Source organism: Thermodesulfovibrio sp. TK500a (assembly GCF_055381765.1).
Window position 1 is genome coordinate 1795498 of the sequence record NZ_AP041606.1, and the last position, 17347, is coordinate 1812844.

Annotated in this window: 21 protein-coding genes and 1 tRNA gene; all 22 read left to right on the forward strand. The window is 38.8% G+C overall.

Annotation, left to right across the window (positions count from 1 at the left end; all coding sequences use genetic code 11):
* Positions 1–185 precede the first annotated feature (185 nt).
* Positions 186–1481 (forward strand): phosphomethylpyrimidine synthase ThiC, encoded by a 1296-nt coding sequence (gene thiC / locus ACZ430_RS09505; protein ID WP_366934794.1) that lies wholly within the window; start codon positions 186–188, stop codon positions 1479–1481.
* Between the two features lie 34 nt (positions 1482–1515).
* Positions 1516–2307, forward strand: a complete 792-nt coding sequence (locus ACZ430_RS09510; RefSeq protein ID WP_297210357.1) for a hypothetical protein — start codon at positions 1516–1518, stop codon at positions 2305–2307.
* A gap of 15 nt (positions 2308–2322) precedes the next feature.
* The gene (gene tatB, locus ACZ430_RS09515) at positions 2323–2643 is read left to right on the forward strand and encodes a Sec-independent protein translocase protein TatB (protein WP_297210360.1); all 321 of its coding nucleotides are present in this window, start codon (positions 2323–2325) and stop codon (positions 2641–2643) included.
* A 6-nt stretch (positions 2644–2649) separates the two neighbouring features.
* Positions 2650–3444 carry a twin-arginine translocase subunit TatC gene (gene tatC, locus ACZ430_RS09520; RefSeq protein WP_297210363.1) on the forward strand — a complete coding sequence of 265 codons (795 nt, stop codon included), beginning with the start codon at positions 2650–2652 and terminating at the stop codon, positions 3442–3444.
* Positions 3428–3691 (forward strand): hypothetical protein, encoded by a 264-nt coding sequence (locus ACZ430_RS09525; RefSeq protein ID WP_297210366.1) that lies wholly within the window; start codon positions 3428–3430, stop codon positions 3689–3691. The genes tatC and ACZ430_RS09525 overlap by 17 nt, the downstream gene beginning before the upstream one ends.
* Positions 3688–4737, forward strand: coding sequence for a DUF933 domain-containing protein (locus tag ACZ430_RS09530; protein ID WP_297210369.1), 1050 nt, complete (start codon positions 3688–3690; stop codon positions 4735–4737). The genes ACZ430_RS09525 and ACZ430_RS09530 overlap by 4 nt, the downstream gene beginning before the upstream one ends.
* 11 nt (positions 4738–4748) lie before the next feature.
* Complete coding sequence (locus tag ACZ430_RS09535; protein WP_297210372.1) at positions 4749–6380, forward strand: methyl-accepting chemotaxis protein; 1632 nt, start codon at positions 4749–4751, stop codon at positions 6378–6380.
* A 27-nt stretch (positions 6381–6407) separates the two neighbouring features.
* Positions 6408–6498: transfer RNA gene (locus ACZ430_RS09540), tRNA-Ser, on the forward strand.
* 12 nt (positions 6499–6510) lie between these two features.
* Positions 6511–7119: a DedA family protein gene (locus ACZ430_RS09545; RefSeq protein WP_297210375.1), complete on the forward strand. Its 609-nt coding sequence runs from the start codon at positions 6511–6513 to the stop codon at positions 7117–7119.
* A 125-nt stretch (positions 7120–7244) separates the two neighbouring features.
* Positions 7245–7817 carry a 2-oxoacid:acceptor oxidoreductase family protein gene (locus ACZ430_RS09550; RefSeq protein ID WP_297210377.1) on the forward strand — a complete coding sequence of 191 codons (573 nt, stop codon included), beginning with the start codon at positions 7245–7247 and terminating at the stop codon, positions 7815–7817.
* On the forward strand, positions 7814–8104 hold the full coding sequence (locus ACZ430_RS09555; protein ID WP_297210380.1) for a 4Fe-4S binding protein: 291 nt from the start codon (positions 7814–7816) through the stop codon (positions 8102–8104). Before ACZ430_RS09550 ends, ACZ430_RS09555 begins: the two co-directional genes overlap by 4 nt.
* A complete protein-coding gene (porA, locus tag ACZ430_RS09560; protein ID WP_297210383.1) occupies positions 8104–9285 on the forward strand; it encodes a pyruvate ferredoxin oxidoreductase in 1182 nt (393 codons plus the stop codon). Before ACZ430_RS09555 ends, porA begins: the two co-directional genes overlap by 1 nt.
* Before the next feature lies 1 nt (position 9286).
* Positions 9287–10243: a thiamine pyrophosphate-dependent enzyme gene (locus ACZ430_RS09565; protein WP_297210385.1), complete on the forward strand. Its 957-nt coding sequence runs from the start codon at positions 9287–9289 to the stop codon at positions 10241–10243.
* 142 nt (positions 10244–10385) lie between these two features.
* Positions 10386–10766, forward strand: a complete 381-nt coding sequence (locus ACZ430_RS09570; protein ID WP_297210388.1) for an NADH-quinone oxidoreductase subunit A — start codon at positions 10386–10388, stop codon at positions 10764–10766.
* 1 nt (position 10767) lies between these two features.
* Positions 10768–11382 carry an NADH-quinone oxidoreductase subunit B gene (locus tag ACZ430_RS09575; protein ID WP_440871073.1) on the forward strand — a complete coding sequence of 205 codons (615 nt, stop codon included), beginning with the start codon at positions 10768–10770 and terminating at the stop codon, positions 11380–11382.
* Positions 11345–11878 (forward strand): NADH-quinone oxidoreductase subunit C, encoded by a 534-nt coding sequence (locus ACZ430_RS09580; protein ID WP_297211515.1) that lies wholly within the window; start codon positions 11345–11347, stop codon positions 11876–11878. Before ACZ430_RS09575 ends, ACZ430_RS09580 begins: the two co-directional genes overlap by 38 nt.
* On the forward strand, positions 11868–13055 hold the full coding sequence (gene nuoD, locus ACZ430_RS09585; protein ID WP_297211513.1) for an NADH dehydrogenase (quinone) subunit D: 1188 nt from the start codon (positions 11868–11870) through the stop codon (positions 13053–13055). Before ACZ430_RS09580 ends, nuoD begins: the two co-directional genes overlap by 11 nt.
* A complete protein-coding gene (nuoH, locus tag ACZ430_RS09590; RefSeq protein WP_297211511.1) occupies positions 13055–14056 on the forward strand; it encodes an NADH-quinone oxidoreductase subunit NuoH in 1002 nt (333 codons plus the stop codon). Before nuoD ends, nuoH begins: the two co-directional genes overlap by 1 nt.
* A gap of 7 nt (positions 14057–14063) precedes the next feature.
* The gene (locus ACZ430_RS09595; protein WP_297211510.1) at positions 14064–14663 is read left to right on the forward strand and encodes a NuoI/complex I 23 kDa subunit family protein; all 600 of its coding nucleotides are present in this window, start codon (positions 14064–14066) and stop codon (positions 14661–14663) included.
* Complete coding sequence (locus ACZ430_RS09600) at positions 14644–15153, forward strand: NADH-quinone oxidoreductase subunit J family protein (protein WP_297211508.1); 510 nt, start codon at positions 14644–14646, stop codon at positions 15151–15153. Before ACZ430_RS09595 ends, ACZ430_RS09600 begins: the two co-directional genes overlap by 20 nt.
* On the forward strand, positions 15150–15446 hold the full coding sequence (gene nuoK / locus ACZ430_RS09605) for an NADH-quinone oxidoreductase subunit NuoK (RefSeq protein WP_297211506.1): 297 nt from the start codon (positions 15150–15152) through the stop codon (positions 15444–15446). Before ACZ430_RS09600 ends, nuoK begins: the two co-directional genes overlap by 4 nt.
* Before the next feature lies 1 nt (position 15447).
* Positions 15448–17340: an NADH-quinone oxidoreductase subunit L gene (nuoL, locus tag ACZ430_RS09610; protein ID WP_297211504.1), complete on the forward strand. Its 1893-nt coding sequence runs from the start codon at positions 15448–15450 to the stop codon at positions 17338–17340.
* Positions 17341–17347 lie beyond the last annotated feature (7 nt).

Here is a 17347-nt window from a genome sequence, read left to right on the forward strand (position 1 = left end):
TTACTGTATTGAGCGATTTAGATATCTTTGGGAAACATTTCTTAACGAAGCGAAGTGTAGACAGCCGCAACTGTTTGAGCCTGAAAGGCGAGTTTTGCGGCTGTAGCGTAGCGAGTTTAGAAATGTCCAAAGATATCTCATGAGCGAAAACAGTAATTTCATTTATAATCTAAAATCACAGGAGAATAGATATGACAAGGATTGAAATGGCTAAAAAAGGTTTAATAACTGATGAAGTAAAAGAGGTGGCTCAGGAGGAAGGAATTTCTGCGGAAGACCTTGCCAAGAATATAGCAGAGGGAAGGGCAGTTATAACAAGAAATATATTAAGAAACATAAAGCCCCTTGGCATTGGAAAATCTCTTAGAACGAAGATAAATGCTAACATTGGCACATCAAGGGATAAGACTGACATAGAGGAAGAGCTTGAAAAGCTTCATATTGCAGTTAAATACGGTGCTGACGCTGTCATGGACCTTTCAACGGGCGGACCTTTACGAGAGATGAGAAATGCCATTATAAAGCATTCTCCTGTAAGTATTGGAACAGTGCCTATTTACGAGGTTGCTGTGAGGGCAAAGGAGAAATACGGAAGCCTTGTAAAAATGACTGTAGAGGATATTTTCGAGATCATTGAAGAGCATGCTAAGGATGGAGTTGATTTTATAACTGTCCACTGTGGTGTGACAATGAAAATAGTTGAAATGCTTAAAAATAATGATAGAGTATTACCAATTGTTAGCAGAGGCGGTTCTCTTCTGGCCGATTGGATTTGCTATCACGGAAAGGAAAACCCCCTTTATGAGTATTTTGACAGACTTATTGAAATAGCCAAGAAATACGACTTGACTTTGAGTCTTGGCGATGGATTAAGACCAGGCTGTCTTATGGATGCTACCGACAGATATCAGCTCCTTGAGCTTATAACAATTGGCAAGCTAAAAGAAATAGCTGTATCAGAGGGAGTTCAATGCATAATCGAAGGTCCTGGCCATCTCCCCCTTAATCATGTGGAGACCAACATAAAGCTTCAGAAAAGCATCTGCAAAGAAGCGCCTTTTTATGTTTTAGGTCCTCTTGTAACTGACTGTGCAATGGGTTATGACCACATAGCTGCAGCTATAGGTGGCACTCTTGCAGGAATGTATGGGGCAGATTTCCTTTGCTATGTAACACCTTCAGAACACATAAGGTTGCCTAACAAGGAAGATGTGAAGGAGGGCGTAATAGCCTCTCGCATTGCTGCTCATGCCGCAGACCTTGCAAAGGGATATGCAAAAGCATGGGAGAGAGACAGAAAAATGGCACAAGCAAGAAGAGAATTTGACTGGCAAAGTCAGATTGAACTTTCCTTTGACCCAGAGAAAGTTCTTTCTATGCGCTCTGAAAGGCCACCTATTGAGGATGAAAAGGTTTGCAGCATGTGTGGAGAATTCTGTGCTATAAAAGTTTCCCGAAGGGCTGTGGAGGAAAGTATTTGACAGATTATGTTTTTTTTGATATGCTTTTCTTTAAATGAAAAAAATACTTGTTGCTTTAGTTTTACTTTTCAGTATTTTTTCCAATGCCAATGCTTTCGACAGAAAGGGTTTTTCTCCGACCGCTCCTTTTTCGGTGTTTTCAACGTTTTCAGCAGACTCGCTGAATCAGAATAAGGTTGCCCTTGACATGAACTTTGAGTTTACAAACGACCCTCAAATACAGAGGACTAATCTGAATATTTCATATGGTCTTACCAATAATGTAGAAGTATCTCTTAATTTACCTTACAATCTTGTCTACCATAATTCAATAAATACAAGTGGTGCTGAAGATTTAAACTTTGGTATCAAACACAGATTTATTGAAGAGACAACCTTTACGCCTGCTGTTGCCTATCTATTATTTGTCTCTGGCGATTTTGGCTCAAAAGATTTTTCCACAGAAGGAGGAATTGGCGGAGGATTGATAGTTACTAAAAAGGTAGGACCTGTAAGGGCTCATGGAAATCTTCTGTATTTTCGACCTGAGAAATATGGGATGAAAGAGACCTGGAACATAAACTTAGGCTCAGAGCTTAATGTTAGTTATAACTCAACATTACTCTTTGAAATAATAGGACGAAAGGCCATAGATAAAGGAAAAATAGACCTCATTGAATGGAGGCTTGGTTACAGGGTAAAAGTTAACGATTTCTCATACACAACTGTAGGAGCTGGTTTCGATATTAGGAATCGAACTCCAGACCTCCGACTAATGTTCGGTATAACCTTTGTTCTTCCCAAAGAAAAGCAGAGATACAAAAAAATTGTAGACACAAATGATTAATGTTATAATAATCCTATGTTTGACCTTGGAATTCAAGAGTTAATCGTAATATTCATTGTGGCTTTACTTGTTTTTGGGCCCAAAAGACTACCTGAACTTGGCTATACTCTTGGAAAAACAATGAATGAGATAAAGAAAGCTTTTCAAAGTGCTAAGTCTGAGATGGAGAAGGAGATAGATGAAGTTAAGGAAAAGGTTGATGAGGCAAAAAAGGATATAAAAAACCCTCTTGAACTAAAAAACGAACTTTTCAAGGATATGCCTTCTCTTGAAGATTTAAGGATAGATAAACACATTGAGAAGGTTGCTAAAAGAGAGATAGAGAAAAAGGAGTAGGGATGAATGGAAGAACAAAAAATGTCATTGGTGGAACATCTCTCAGAACTGAGAAAGAGAATAGTAATCTGCCTTGTTGCTCTTGTTGTTGCTTTTATAATAACCTTCAGTCAGTCAGAGGCCATCTTTGAGCTTTTGCTATTTCCGCTAAATTATTCTCCTCAGTTTTCATTAAAAGAAGGTTTAGTTTTTGTCCCCGAACAGAAACTGCAGAATACAAAGCTTATATTTTTAGGTCCTGCCGAAGCCTTCTGGATGAACATGAAGATAGCCCTCGTAAGTGGCTTTATTCTCACCATACCCGTTATATTCTATGAAATATGGAAATTCATCTCTCCAGGCCTTTATTCACATGAGAAGAAATATGTTCTTCCCTTTGTTCTTGCTGCAACCGGTCTTTTTCTCGTGGGAGTAACCTTCTGTTATTTAATCGTCTTACCTTTTGCTATGAGTTTTCTTCTAAACTACAAAGTCGGAGATTTTCTGATGCCGATGCTTTCTGTGGGATTGTATATTGATTTTTTGTTGAAGTTTTTACTGGCCTTTGGTTTTGTCTTTGAATTGCCCGTTTTAATTGTCATAACCACAAGAATGGGATTGATTACGCCCCAAACTCTTAAAAAATACAGAAGGCTTGCCATATTGCTTGCCTTTATTGTGGCAGCAATTATAACTCCTACACCGGATGCTTTTAATCAGACCCTTATGGCAGTACCGATGATAATTCTATATGAGATAGGAATATGGGTTTCAATTATACTAAACAGAAAAAGAGAAGAGGGCAATGGAGGGAAGGAGTAAATCTCTATCAGCTATAGCCAATGATATAGCAGAAGGCTTTACTTCTGTCAATCCAATTTTCTGCAAGAAATTTCGGGATATAGAGCTAAGGGAACTTCTTGATATTTTGATAAAGAAAGACAGACAAATCAGGGCTGAACCTTTTCCTTTTAATGATGCTTTGAAAATTCGTAAGAGAAATATGAAGCTTCAGAGAATCTCTCAGGCAATGGTAATAATAAAGAATTTCCTCGAAGGTAGAATATGAAAATAGCCCTTGTAGGTTTCTCTAACTCTGGCAAAACAACAATTTTCAATGCAATGACACATCAAAAAATAGAGACCGCTTCCTGCATGACCTCTGCTGATGTAGTCCATAAGGGCATACTTAAAGTTGAAGACCCGAGACTTAGAAAGTTAAGCGAGATTGTTAACCCTAAAAAAACTACCTTTGCTACTGTTGAATGTGTTGATACAGCAGGATTTATTAAGAATAATTTTTCTCACAACTCAAGATTAATCAGAGAGATATACGATGCCGATGCTTTGATTTACGTATTAAGAGGTTTTGATGACCTCTCTGTTCCATACCAGTTCGACCTTATCAATCCCCTCAGAGACCTAACGGAGCTGGAATATGAATTTTTAATGATTGACTTAGACCTTGTAACTAAGAGAATTGAGCGAATGGAAGAACAGCGAAAAAAAGGCCAGAAAATAAATCAAAAGGAGCGAGATGTTCTTGAGTTTTTTAAGAATCATTTAGAAGAAGGAAAGGCCTTAAAAGAACTGGCACTTGCTGAAGAACAGTTGGCAGAGATAAGGCATCTCAACTTCATAAGTTTAAAACCCTCCTTTGCAGTAATTAACGTCGATGAAAAAACATTCAACGAACAAAAACTCTCCGATTCCAGCTATACAATTATATGCGGAACTCTTGAAAATGAAATAGCCCAGTTGCCTGAAGAGGAAATCAACAGTTTTCTTGAAGCCATGGGCATTGATGAGCCAGTAAGTAAAAAGGTTATAAGAAAGGCCTATGAAGTTCTGAATTACATATCTTTTTTCACAGCAGGACCGCAGGAAGTAAGGGCTTGGAGTATAAAAAGAGGAACAAAGGCTCTGTATGCCGCTGGTAAGATTCATTCGGACATTCAAAGGGGCTTTATAAGAGCAGAAGTAATATCTTATGATGATTTTATCCTTCTAAATGGCGATATTAATCTTGCCAGACAGAAGGGAGTTTTAAGGCTTGAAGGCAAAGAATACGAGGTGAAAGACGGTGATATAATAACATTTAGATTTAAAGTATGAGGAGGGGGGACATGAATTTTTTAAGAGAATTGGACAGAAAAATTAAGCTCCGCTGGAAGATGATTTTGCCTCTTGCTATTGCAATTACTTTTGGTATCATCGCTACGGTTTTGGTCACAGGATACGGAGTTTACTGGATTGTGAAAGATACGGTGGCTTATTTTGGTTCAAAGGAGATTCCAGAACAGATTAAAAAGGAAGTCACAAACCTTCAGCTTGCCTTTGCCATCCTGGGTTTTCTCGGTATCATCGCTTCCTCTGCTATTGTTTATGTAACCTACATGATTACCCACAGACCTTTAAATCTTCTTGATAGAACTCTTCAAAGAATTGCCGAAGGAGATTTAACAGTCACCATAGAATTTAAAGACAGAGTTGATGTAATCGGCAGGCTTGCCCAGAGTGCCAACAAGGTTCTTCACGCTTTTATTAATCTTACGGATAAATCTCTTGATTATTCTCAAAGGCTTGCTATGTCTGTGGACAAATGTAATCACATAATAAATGACACCATTGAGGCATCTAAAAAGCAATCTCAGCAGGCTAATCAGATAGCAACTGCTGCTGAAGAGATGACTCAGACAATAACAGATATCGCCAACAATGCTTCTAAAGCTTCTGAAACAGCCTCAGAGGCCATGGAGATGGCAAAGAAAGGACAGGATACTGCTCAGATAGCTGTAAGGAAAGTTAACACTGTCTATGAAACAACTAATGAATTAGGTCAGATGATTACAAAATTAAATAACAGTGCCTCGGAAATTGGAGAAATAGTAACGGTAATTAAAGATATCGCAGACCAGACAAATCTGCTTGCCCTTAATGCTGCAATTGAGGCAGCAAGGGCAGGAGAGCAGGGCAGAGGATTTGCAGTAGTAGCTGACGAAGTGCGTAAACTTGCTGAAAGAACTATTAAAGCCACTGAGGAAATAGCAAATAAGATAGGATTAATACAGAGAGACACTTCCGAGACAGCTCAGTCAATGAACAGAGAACTCAAGGAAGTTAAAGAAGTTACAGAGGCTGTAAACATTATAGGAGATTCCCTTGGAGAGATTGTCTCTTCCGTAATAAAAGTGAAAGACCAGATAACGCAGATTGCCACAGCAGTGGAAGAGCAATCTGCAGCCAGTGAGGAAGTGGCAAGAAATATTGAAGAAAGCGCAAGGATAGCCTCAGAGATAGAAAAGTTGGCCGAAATTATAGTTAAGGATGCCTATGAAATTCTTCATATCTCCTCAGACCTCAGGCATACTGCCTCTGTTGTAAAGACCAAGAAGACGCAGGAGATGATTTTTGACATATTCAAAGGAGACCATGAACGAATGATGGTTAGAATTCATGCTCATCTAAGAGGTATAGACAGATTAGACCCTGAAAGACTTGCCGATTATAAGTCTTGCGGTTTTGGAAAATGGTATCATAGCGAAGAAGGTCAAAAGTTCAAAGATATCGCTGGTTTCAGAGAAATAGAGGATATACACAGAGCCTGTCATTTAATTGGCAAAGACATAGTTATTGCTCACAATGCAGGTGAACATGAGAGGGTAAGAAAGCTTATGGATGAGATGGCAAAGAACAGTGAAAAGCTCATGAGACTGTTAGACCAGATTAAAAGTGGTTACCTTGCAAGAATCAGGTAAAGAATGCTATTATTAACCATTAAGCTTGGAGAGGTGGCCGAGTCGGTCGAAGGCAGCCGCCTGCTAAGCGGTTGTAGGGCCAAAAGCTCTACCCAGGGTTCGAATCCCTGCCTCTCCGTTTCTTTCTACAATGGATTCATATTCATTTATCGCTAAGTTTTCCTATCCTGGATTATTTATACTTCTTATTCTGGGAGGAATTGGTGTTCCATTTTTTCCTGAAGACTTAATTCTCATTGCCTGTGGGATGCTGATATCTTTTGATATAATTCAACCTGTTCCAGCAGTAATTACTTCCTATGTGGGTTTGTTGGTCTCTGATTTTTTGCTTTACTATAGCGGCAGAAAGTTTGGCAGAAGAATTGTTTTGAATAAAAGATTTAGTAAAATTCTCTCTCCTTCCAGATTTTACTTTCTTGAGCAGAAGTTTATTCGTCATAGCACTTTAATTATGTTATTGGCAAGGTTGTTAATTGGCTTCAGGGCGCAAGCTTTCATTCTCGCAGGCATTACAAGAGTATCAGTAAGGAAATTTCTTCTAATTGATGCCTTTGGTTCTGCTGTAGTGCTTTCAATAATGGTCTCCGCAGGCTTCATAGGTGGAAAATTTCTTGAAAATATTAAGAAGGGAATGATTTTCATGGAATACCTTGTAGGACTTGTGATATTAGCATTAATTGTTGCCCTGATTGTTTACTACTCATACCGTTTTATAAACAAAAACAAGATTGAAAAATAGAAAATTTCTTTAAATTGAAAGTATTTATAGGCCTATTTATTATTTTTATTAATCTATAAAAAAAACTTGAGAATTTGTTAAGATTTTGTTAAAATAGTTAAAAATTTTTACTTGAGAGGTGTCTCATGGAAAAGGTTGAGATAAGATGGCATGGTAGAGGTGGACAGGGAACGGTTACAGCAGCTAAAGTATTCGCCGATGCTTGCCTAAGCGGTGGTAGATATGTTCAGGCTTTCCCAGAATACGGACCTGAAAGAGCAGGTGCACCCCTCAGAGCATACAACAGGATAAGCTCTAACGAACTACGAATGCACTGCCCTGTCACAAATCCAGATGTGGTCGTAATAGTAGACCCCACGTTAATAGAAAGTATTGATGTGACTGAAGGTGCGAAAGACGATACTAAATTCATAATAAATTCCTCTAAAGACCCTGCAGAATTAAGAAAAAAGCTTAATTTAAAGCCTTCACAAAAGCTTTATGTCGTTGATGCTACCAAGATTGCCATTGATTGTTTTGGAAGACCGATGCCTAATTCCCCTATGGTTGGAGCTTTAAACAGAGTAACAGGACTTGTAAGCCTTGAGACTGTTCTGGAGGATGTAAGGAAAAGCTTTGGCAAAAAGTTTTCTCAAAAAATAATAGACGGTAACCTCCTTGCTGTAAAGAGAGGTTACGAGGAGGTGAGAGAAGGATGATTGGATGGAAAGATATACCGCCAGGAATGGTAATTTTAGAGGCAGGAAGTGCTATGAAAATTAAAACAGGCTCTTGGAGAGCGGCATATAGGCCAAAGTGGATTGAGGAAAACTGTATACACTGTCTTCTTTGCTGGTTGTATTGTCCTGACAATTCGGTAAAAGTTAAAGATGGTAAAAGAGGAGAATTCGACTACGACTACTGTAAGGGCTGTGGTATATGTGCTGTTGAGTGTCCTGGGAAAAAGGGTAATAAAGCAATTGTAATGGAAGAGGAGGTCAAATAATGACAAAGGTTGTAGCAGTCACAGGAAATGAAGCAGTAGCAAACGCCTTTCGTCAGATAGAGCCCGATGTATGTGCAGCCTATCCCATTACCCCTCAAACAGAGCTTATGCAGAGATTTGCTTCTTTTGTATCAAACGGGCAAGTTAAAACAGAATTAATCTTGGTTGAAAGTGAGCATTCTGCCTTAAGTGCCTGTGTAGGAGCGGCTGCAGCAGGAGGAAGAGTAGCAACAGCGACCTCTTCCCAAGGACTTGCTTTAATGTGGGAGATTTTATTCATTGCTGCAGGTTTCAGGTTGCCCATTGTAATGCCTGTCGTAAACAGAGCCCTTTCTGCTCCGATTAATATACACTGTGACCACTCCGATGCAATGGGAGCAAGAGACAGTGGCTGGATTCAACTTTGGAGTGAAAATGCGCAGGAAGCATATGACAATACAATTCAGGCTTTCCGAATTGCTGAGGATATGGATATCAGGCTTCCAGTGATGGTTTGCTATGACGGTTTTATAATAAGCCACTCCATAGAAAGAATTGAGTATCTCGACGACGAAACAGTTAAGAGTTTTGTTGGAGACTACAAGCCTCTGTTTCCTTTGCTTGATGTAGATAATCCCAAAAGCTTTGGTCCACTTATTCTCACAGACCTTTATCACGAAGTGAGAAAAGCCCATTCAGAAACATATAAAAAAGTTCCTCAAGTTGTCTTAAGGGTAGCTGAAGAGTTCGAGAAGATATCTGGTAGAAAATATGGGTTTTTTGAAGCATACAGGCTTGAAGATGCGGAGATAGGAATTGTTATTTTAAATTCGGCGGCAGGAACAACAAAAGATGTTATAGATGAATACAGGCAGAGGGGAGTGAAAGTAGGACTATTAAAGCCAAGACTTTTTAGACCATTTCCATATGAGGAAATCGGTAATGCTCTAAAACATCTTAAAGCACTTTGCGTTCTTGACAGAGCCGATGCCTTTGGTGGCTCTTACGGTCCTCTTTACCTTGACATTGCAGCAAGTCTATGTAACTATTCGCAAAAACCTTTACTTATAAACAGGATATATGGGCTTGGCGGAAGAGATTATATGCCAGAACAAGCAGCTAAAGTGATAGAAGAGCTGATGGAAATTGCTAAAACTGGCAAGGTAGGTAGCTTAAAAGAATACATAGGAGTGAGGGAGTAAAATGGCTACACCACTTAATTTGAAAGAGTTATCAAAACAGGAGATAAGATTTACCGCAGGTCATCGTCTTTGCGCAGGCTGTGCAGCTCCTACGGTTGTAAAAATGATTCTGCTTGCTGCCTGTGATTACCCTGTTGTTGCCGCTTCTTCTACAGGATGTCTTGAGGTTTCTTCATGTATATCAACATACACAGCCTGGAAAATTCCTTGGATTCACAATGCCTTTGAAAATGCCGCCGCTACTCTTTCTGGCGTTGAAACAATGTATAGGGCTTTGAAGAAGCAGGGTAAAATTGACAGGGATATTAAATTTATTGCCATCTGCGGTGATGGTGGCACTTATGATATAGGTTTTCAGAGTCTATCTGGCGCAATGGAGCGGGGTCATGATATGCTTTATGTCTGCTATGACAACGGGGCATATATGAACACGGGTATTCAACGTTCTGGAGCTACTCCAACCTTTGCAGATACAACAACATGCCCGGCAGGAGCAGTAATACCAGGGAAACCCCAACAGAGAAAAGACCTAACAAGAATAATGGCTGCTCACGGAATACCTTATGTTGCACAAGCATCTCCCAGCCACTGGCCAGATTTAATGAAAAAAGTAAGAAAAGCAATAGAAACACCGGGAGCTAAGTTTATAAACATCTTCACACCCTGTAACAGAGGCTGGAGAAGCAGGACAGATGACGCAATTTTACTTAGCAGACTGGCGGTGGAGACATGTTTCTGGCCTCTCTATGAAGTTGAAAACGGTGTTACAAGAGTTACAGTCAAACCAAAAGAGAAAAAACCGATAGTTGAATTTTTAAAGGCTCAGGGAAGATTTAAGCATATCTTTGAGCCCGGCAGAGAGCAGATGATTGAAGCTATTCAACAAGCCATAGATAAAAACTGGGAACGTCTTCTTAAGGAGGAGGAAATATCTGCCTCTGGTGAAAAAGCAGAATAATTAATTTAAAACTGGGTATGCTAATGGAAGGCTAAGTTTTTAGATTAGCACACCCAGTTATTCGATTTTTTTTAATTTTCTCTTTTAACATTACTTAAAAATTTGTTATTGTATTTAACTATACCTAATTTTTTGGGAGAAGATGGGGTCTGAAATTTTATTAAGAGATAAATATTTACCAGTGCTTTTAGTCATAGCGATATCCATCGCGATTGGCGTTGCCATGCTTTTAGTTAGTAAGTTTTTCAGACCTAAAAGACCTTATACATTAAAGCTAACTGCTTACGAATGCGGTATACCATCTACAGGAGATACATGGGAGAGGTTTAATGTTAAATTTTACATTGTTGCTATAGCGTTTGTCATTTTTGATGTGGAGACAGTATTCCTATATCCCTGGGCGCTCGTATACAAAAAAATAGGCTTCTATGCTTTATTGGAGATGTATCTGTTTATCTTTATTCTCCTAATTGGTTATTTTTACGCACTTGGTAAAAATATCTTTAACTGGAGGAAAGACTGATTTGTCAGGTTTAATAAAGATTTTTGACAATCACACAGAAGCGGTGGAAGTAGAAAAGGGAGTTACGGTAGTTCCAGCAGCAAATACGATTATCACAACCATTGATAAAATTGCAAGCTGGGGAAGGCGCTCTTCTCTTTGGCCTCTTACTTTTGGTCTTGCCTGTTGTGCCATTGAAATGATGGCTGCAGGAGCATCACACTATGACCTTGACAGATTTGGGGTTATATTTAGAGCCTCGCCAAGACAGGCCGATGTGATGATTGTGGCAGGAACTGTTAGCAAAAAGATGGCACCTGTTGTAGTTAACCTATATCATCAAATGCCTGAGCCGAGATATGTTATAGCCATGGGAAGTTGTGCCTGTAGTGGTGGCATATTTAACACTTACAGCACTGTGCAGGGAGTAGATGAGATACTACCTGTAGACGTTTATATTCCCGGCTGTCCTCCAAGACCAGAGGCGTTAATTGAAGGAATATTAAATCTGCAGGAAAAAATAAAAAATGAATCCTATTACAGAGAGAGATGTCTTTCTGGTGTATGCCTAATTGAGAATTCTAAATTTGGAGCGAAAGATGAATCCCACCGAAATAGTGAAGAGATTAAAAGATAGCTTTCCAGAAGAGATTCTTTGGTATAGATGTTTTAGAAATGAGTGTGACGTTACAGTTAAGAAAGAAAAAAATAGAGAAATACTACTTTATTTAAAAAACACACCTTCACTTGAATTTGACTATCTCATAGACCTGACTGCCGTTGATTATCTTGGTTTTAGAGAACCTCGTTTTGATGTGGTCTATCATTTGATGTCCATAAAACATAGGCATCGAATAAGGATAAAGGCTGAAGTACCCGAGCAGGGTTGCTGTATTTCATCGGTTGCAGATATCTGGAAGACGGCAGATTGGTTTGAGAGAGAATGTTTTGATATGTTCGGAATAATTTTTAAAGGTCATCCTGACCTGAGAAGAATTCTCTTACCAGAAGACTGGAATGGATTTCCACTCAGAAAGGACTATCCTGTTCATAGCGACTTAGGTGATAAAGAATGGAAAACTTATAGAGAATTAAAGGAAGCAGCAAGAGGTTGGAAAGATAATGAATCTTGAAAACACAAAAGAGCTAATCATAAACATGGGGCCTCAGCATCCCGCTACGCATGGGGTGCTCAGATTAGTTCTTGAAGTAGAGGGAGAAGTAATAAAAAGGTGCATCCCCTACATTGGTTATCTACACAGAGGAGTTGAGAAGTTATCAGAAGACCTCACGTATGTTCAATCCCTTCCCCTTACAGACAGGCTTGATTATCTTTCAAGTATGGTTAACAATGTTGGTTTTTGTATTGCCGTAGAAAAACTCATGGGCATTGAAGTGCCTCTTAGAGCAAAATTTATAAGAACAATTCTTTCTGAGATGGCAAGAATATGCAGCCATCTTGTATGGATTGCCACTCATGCCCTTGACATAGGAGCTATGACTGTTTTTCTTTATGCTATGAGAGATAGGGAAAAACTGCTTGAGCTTTTTGAAATGGTTACTGGAGCAAGACTAACCGTTAGCTATCCAAGAGTTGGTGGAGTAAGGTGTGACATAAACGAGGAGTTTATTAATGAACTTTCTGATTTCATTAACAAATTTCCTGAAAGAGTCGAAGAGTATGAAACTTTAATAGATAAAAACAGAGTATGGCTTAAGAGAACAAAAGGTGTAGGAGTTATTACTGCAGAAGAAGCAATAAATTGGGGATTAACAGGACCTACTCTCAGAGGGTCAGGTGTTTACTACGATGTGCGAAAATTTTTCCCCTATGATGCCTATGACATGGTTGATTTTGAAGTGCCCATTGGAAAAAATGGAGATATCTATGACAGGTATAAATGCAGGATGCTCGAATTCAGACAGTCTGCAAGAATAATAAAACAGTGTATAGAGAAGCTCCCAGAAGGAGCAATTCTTGCAGAGGAATCTCCGAAAATAAGAATGCCTTCTTCGCCGCTTAAAATAGACAAAAACGATATACAATTTGAGATATATGTTGAAGATAGGAACATAGAGGATTTTATAAAGAAGTTTACCGATGTTTATGCCTCTGTGGAAGCACCAAGAGGAGAACTCGGTTTTTATATTGTCTGTGATGACTCTGCTAAGCCTTATAGAATGAGAGTAAGGGCTCCATCCTTTGTGCATGCTGGCGTTTTACCAAAACTATGCGAAGGAGCATTAATTGCTGATGTAATAGCAAACATTGGCTCTATAGACATTGTTCTGGGAGAGTGTGACAGATAATGGATACTTTGTATTTAATTGCTGTAACAATCATAAAAACAGCAATTTACTTTGGGCTGCTCATGCTTCATGTAGCCTATGCTACCTATGCAGAGAGAAAAGTAATAGGTCATATTCAGCTAAGACTTGGTCCTATGGTGGTGGGACCTCATGGAATTTTACAGCCTATTGCTGACATTATAAAGCTTATATTTAAAGAGGATATTATTCCTTCTGCTGTAGACAGACGTATATTTACCATTGCTCCTCTCATTAGCCTTACTGCTGCATTGAGCACCTTTGCTGTTATTCCTGTTTCAGAAGGATGGGTTATTTCAGACATTAATGTGGGAATTCTCTATGTTTTAGGAATTGCTGGTATAGGAATTTACGGAATAATTTTTGCAGGTTGGTCATCAAATTCAAAATACGCTTTTCTTGGAGGCTTAAGGTCTGCTGCTCAGATGATAAGCTATGAGGTAGCTCTTGCTATGAGTCTTGTGGGTGTTATTCTCATGGCAGAGTCTTTCAATCTTACGGAAATCGTCAACAAACAGGCTCAATATCCTATGGGAATGTTCTTACTTCCTCAGATAATTGGATATTTTGTTTTCGTAGTTGCTATGCTTGCAGAGACTAATCGAGTCCCTTTTGACCTGCCTGAGGCAGAGACTGAGCTTGTGGCTGGCTATTTTGTAGAATACTCGGGAATAAGGTTTTCGCTGTTCTATCTTGCCGAATATCTTGCCATGTTCTGCATGTCTGCATTGGCCACAATTTGTTTTTGGGGGGGATGGACAGTGCCCCCATTTTTGGTTGAAATATTTCCTTTTATTGGAATAATTCCCGGAGTTGTCTGGTTTCTTCTAAAGGTATACTTCCATATGTTTCTGTTTTTCTGGCTCAGGGGAACGCTTCCTCGCTATAGATATGACCAGCTCATGTCAATTGGATGGAAAGTGCTAATTCCCCTCGCTCTAATAAACATAGTTATAACTTCTATAATTAAATATTACAGCTGAGGTAAGAATGAGAGTTGGAGAGATACTGAATAAGGTTTTTTTAATAGAGATTTTCAAAGGCTTAGCTCTTACATTAAGGATGCTTTTCAGCAAGACAGTAACAATTCAGTATCCCTCTCAGAAAAGAAAGGTCCATGAGGGCTTTCGTGGTAGACACGCTCTTGTGAGAGACCCCTTTTCAGGTAATGACAAATGCATTGGTTGTATGAGATGCACTACTGTGTGCCCTTCGAAATGCATTCATATAAAAAGAGAGAAAACAGAAAATAAAATGGTCGTTATAGACTATATCATAGATGCTTCAAGATGTATTTACTGTGCCTATTGCGTAGAGGCTTGTCCTGTTTGTGCTCTTGTGCTGACAGAAGACTATGAGTATTCATCCTACAGAAGAGAAGGTCTTGTGTTCAACAAAGAGAAGCTTCTCAAGAATTGGGATGACTTTGCCAAAAGATGGCATAAAGATTTTTATTTCAATAAATTCTGGCAACCACCTGGTATAGACCCTTCAAGATGGCCTAAGACAAAGAGAGAACAAGCTCCTATACCGCTTAGAAGAGTTGTAGAGATAAAGAGGGAGGTTACTGATGAATCAGACGGCAGTTGACCAGGCTTTTTTCATATACTTTTATCTGAGCCTTTCTATTTTAAGCATTGCTGTTATAGTCTCAAAGAATATAATTCACAGTGCCTTTTTTCTTTTAATTTTCCTTCTCCATGTGGCAGCAGTCTTTCTGTTTTTAAATTCTGAATTTCTGATGGTAATACAGATTATTGTCTATGTGGGAGGAGTTCTTGCTTTATTTGTATTTGCCATAATGGTTATGAACATTAAAGAAGAGTTAAAACATAGAAGATTTGTCAGATTTGCTGGTGCTGGAATACTGGTAAGTCTACTGTTTTTCGCAGTTTTTTATGGCTTTGTAAAAAATGTAAAAGTATCTTCTAATCCTCCGCCTCCTAATGATGTCAATCTTTTGGGAAGTCTGCTTTACTCCTACTATCTGCTACCTTTTGAGATTCTCTCAGTGGTGCTTCTTATAGCTCTTGTGGCGGGAATAATTATTGCAAGAAAGTCTCCGAGGGAGGAGAAATGATAAACGAATATCTGCTTTTAAGCGCCACTTTATTTACTATAGGTTTTATCGGTTTTCTCATAAGAAGAGATTTGATAGTCATGCTCATGTGCCTTGAAATAATGTTTAATGCCGTAAATATAAGTTTTGCCGCTTTCAGTTATTATGGCGGAAATTTTATCGGTCAGGTTTTTGTGCTTTTTTCAATAGCCCTTGCTGCCTCAGAGGCTGCTGTTGGACTTGCCATTGTTCTTGCTCTTGTAAGGGCTACGGGAGTAAACCATTCCGATGAAATAATAAGGTTGAGAGGTTAGAATGGAAAGTCTTTATGTATTAATTCCCCTGTTTCCGCTTTTAGGTTTTTTTGTGAATATAATTTTTGGAAGACTGAGTAGTACAAAATTTGTAAATATAGTTGCAATTTCATCTATAGTTGCATCTTTTATAATATCTCTTGTCGCTGTTTCTGAGGTTTTGTCAGGCAAGACAATTCAGTATAATCTTTATACATGGATTTTTTCTGCAGATTTTACTGTAACTTTTGGTTATCTCATTGACCAACTAACGGCAGTAATGCTTGTTGTTGTGACTACTGTAAGCCTTCTTGTGCATATCTACTCCATAGGTTACATGCACGGCGATGATGGCTATGCAAGATATTTTGCTTACTTGAATTTATTTGTTTTCTCCATGCTGATGCTTGTAATGGGCAATAATTTGCTTCAGCTTTACTTTGGATGGGAAGCAGTAGGCTTATGTTCATATTTTCTAATAGGCTTCTGGTATAAGAAAAAATCGGCCTCTGATGCAGGGAAGAAAGCTTTTATAGTAAACAGAATAGGCGATTTTGGTTTTGCTATAGGTATTTTTCTTCTTTTTGTAAGCGTGCACACCATAAACTATATTGATATATTTCCTAAATTACCGGAATTACAAGGTCAGACGCTGAATATTCTTGGCATGAATATAGACTTGATAACTTTGATTGCCCTTCTTCTGTTTTGCGGTGCCATAGGCAAATCTGCTCAGTTACCTCTGCATGTATGGCTTCCCGATGCCATGGAAGGACCTACGCCTGTGAGTGCACTCATTCATGCTGCAACAATGGTAACAGCAGGAGTATTTATGGTGGCAAGGCTTAATCCTCTTTTTGGCCTCTCAGAGACTGCCCTTGCTGTAGTGGCCTTCACAGGAGCAATTACAAGTTTCATGGCTGCCACAATTGGCATTGTGCAGAGAGATATAAAGAGAATTATCGCTTACTCTACCATTAGCCAGCTTGGATACATGTTTTTAGCTTGTGGTCTTGCTGCCTATGGAGCAGGCATTTTTCATCTCTACACCCATGCCTTTTTTAAAGCATTGCTTTTTCTCTGCGCCGGTAGTGTTATGCATGCAATGGCAGGAGAGCTTGATATCTTTAAGATGGGTGGGCTTAGAAAAAAGATGCCCATAACATACTTAACCTTTTTAATAGCCGCTTTAGCCATTTCAGGAATACCAGGACTGTCAGGCTTTTTCAGCAAGGACGAGATACTTTGGTTTGCCTATTCTTCTCCGAAAGGTTATGGTAAAATTCTTTGGATTCTTGCCACAATAACAGCAGCTTTAACAGCTTTCTATACTTTCCGCATACTCTTTGTTGCTTTTCATGGAAAGTTTAGGGGAGATGAAGAGACTTTGAAGCACGTCCATGAATCACCAAGAGTAATGACCTATCCTTTAATCATTCTTGCAATCTGTTCTGTATTAGCTGGGTATCTGTCTATAAGTAGTTTCTTGGAGCCACTTCTTGGAGAGGGAATTTCAGCTATGCCAAAGGAGAATCAAAAAGTTGTTGTATACGGCTCTGTTTTAGCAGGAGTTTCGGGAATTTTCTTTGCTTGGTATATATATGTTATCAAACCAAAGATTGCTGATGTTTTTTACACTAAATTTCAAGCAGCTTACAGATTGCTTTGGAATAAGTATTACTTTGACGAAATTTATAATTTTCTCTTTGTGAAGCCTACGTTATGGATTTCATCAAATGTGGTTGAAAAATTGACGGACAAAAAATTAATTGAAGGCATTGTAAATGGTATTCCAGCCCTATGCAATAAAGCTGGTAAGGAGTTAAGCAAGCTTCAGACAGGATACTTACAGCATTATGCGATTTTGATGGTCATAGGTATATGTATAATTCTGTTCATAATCTTTAGTGTGTGAGGTAAAC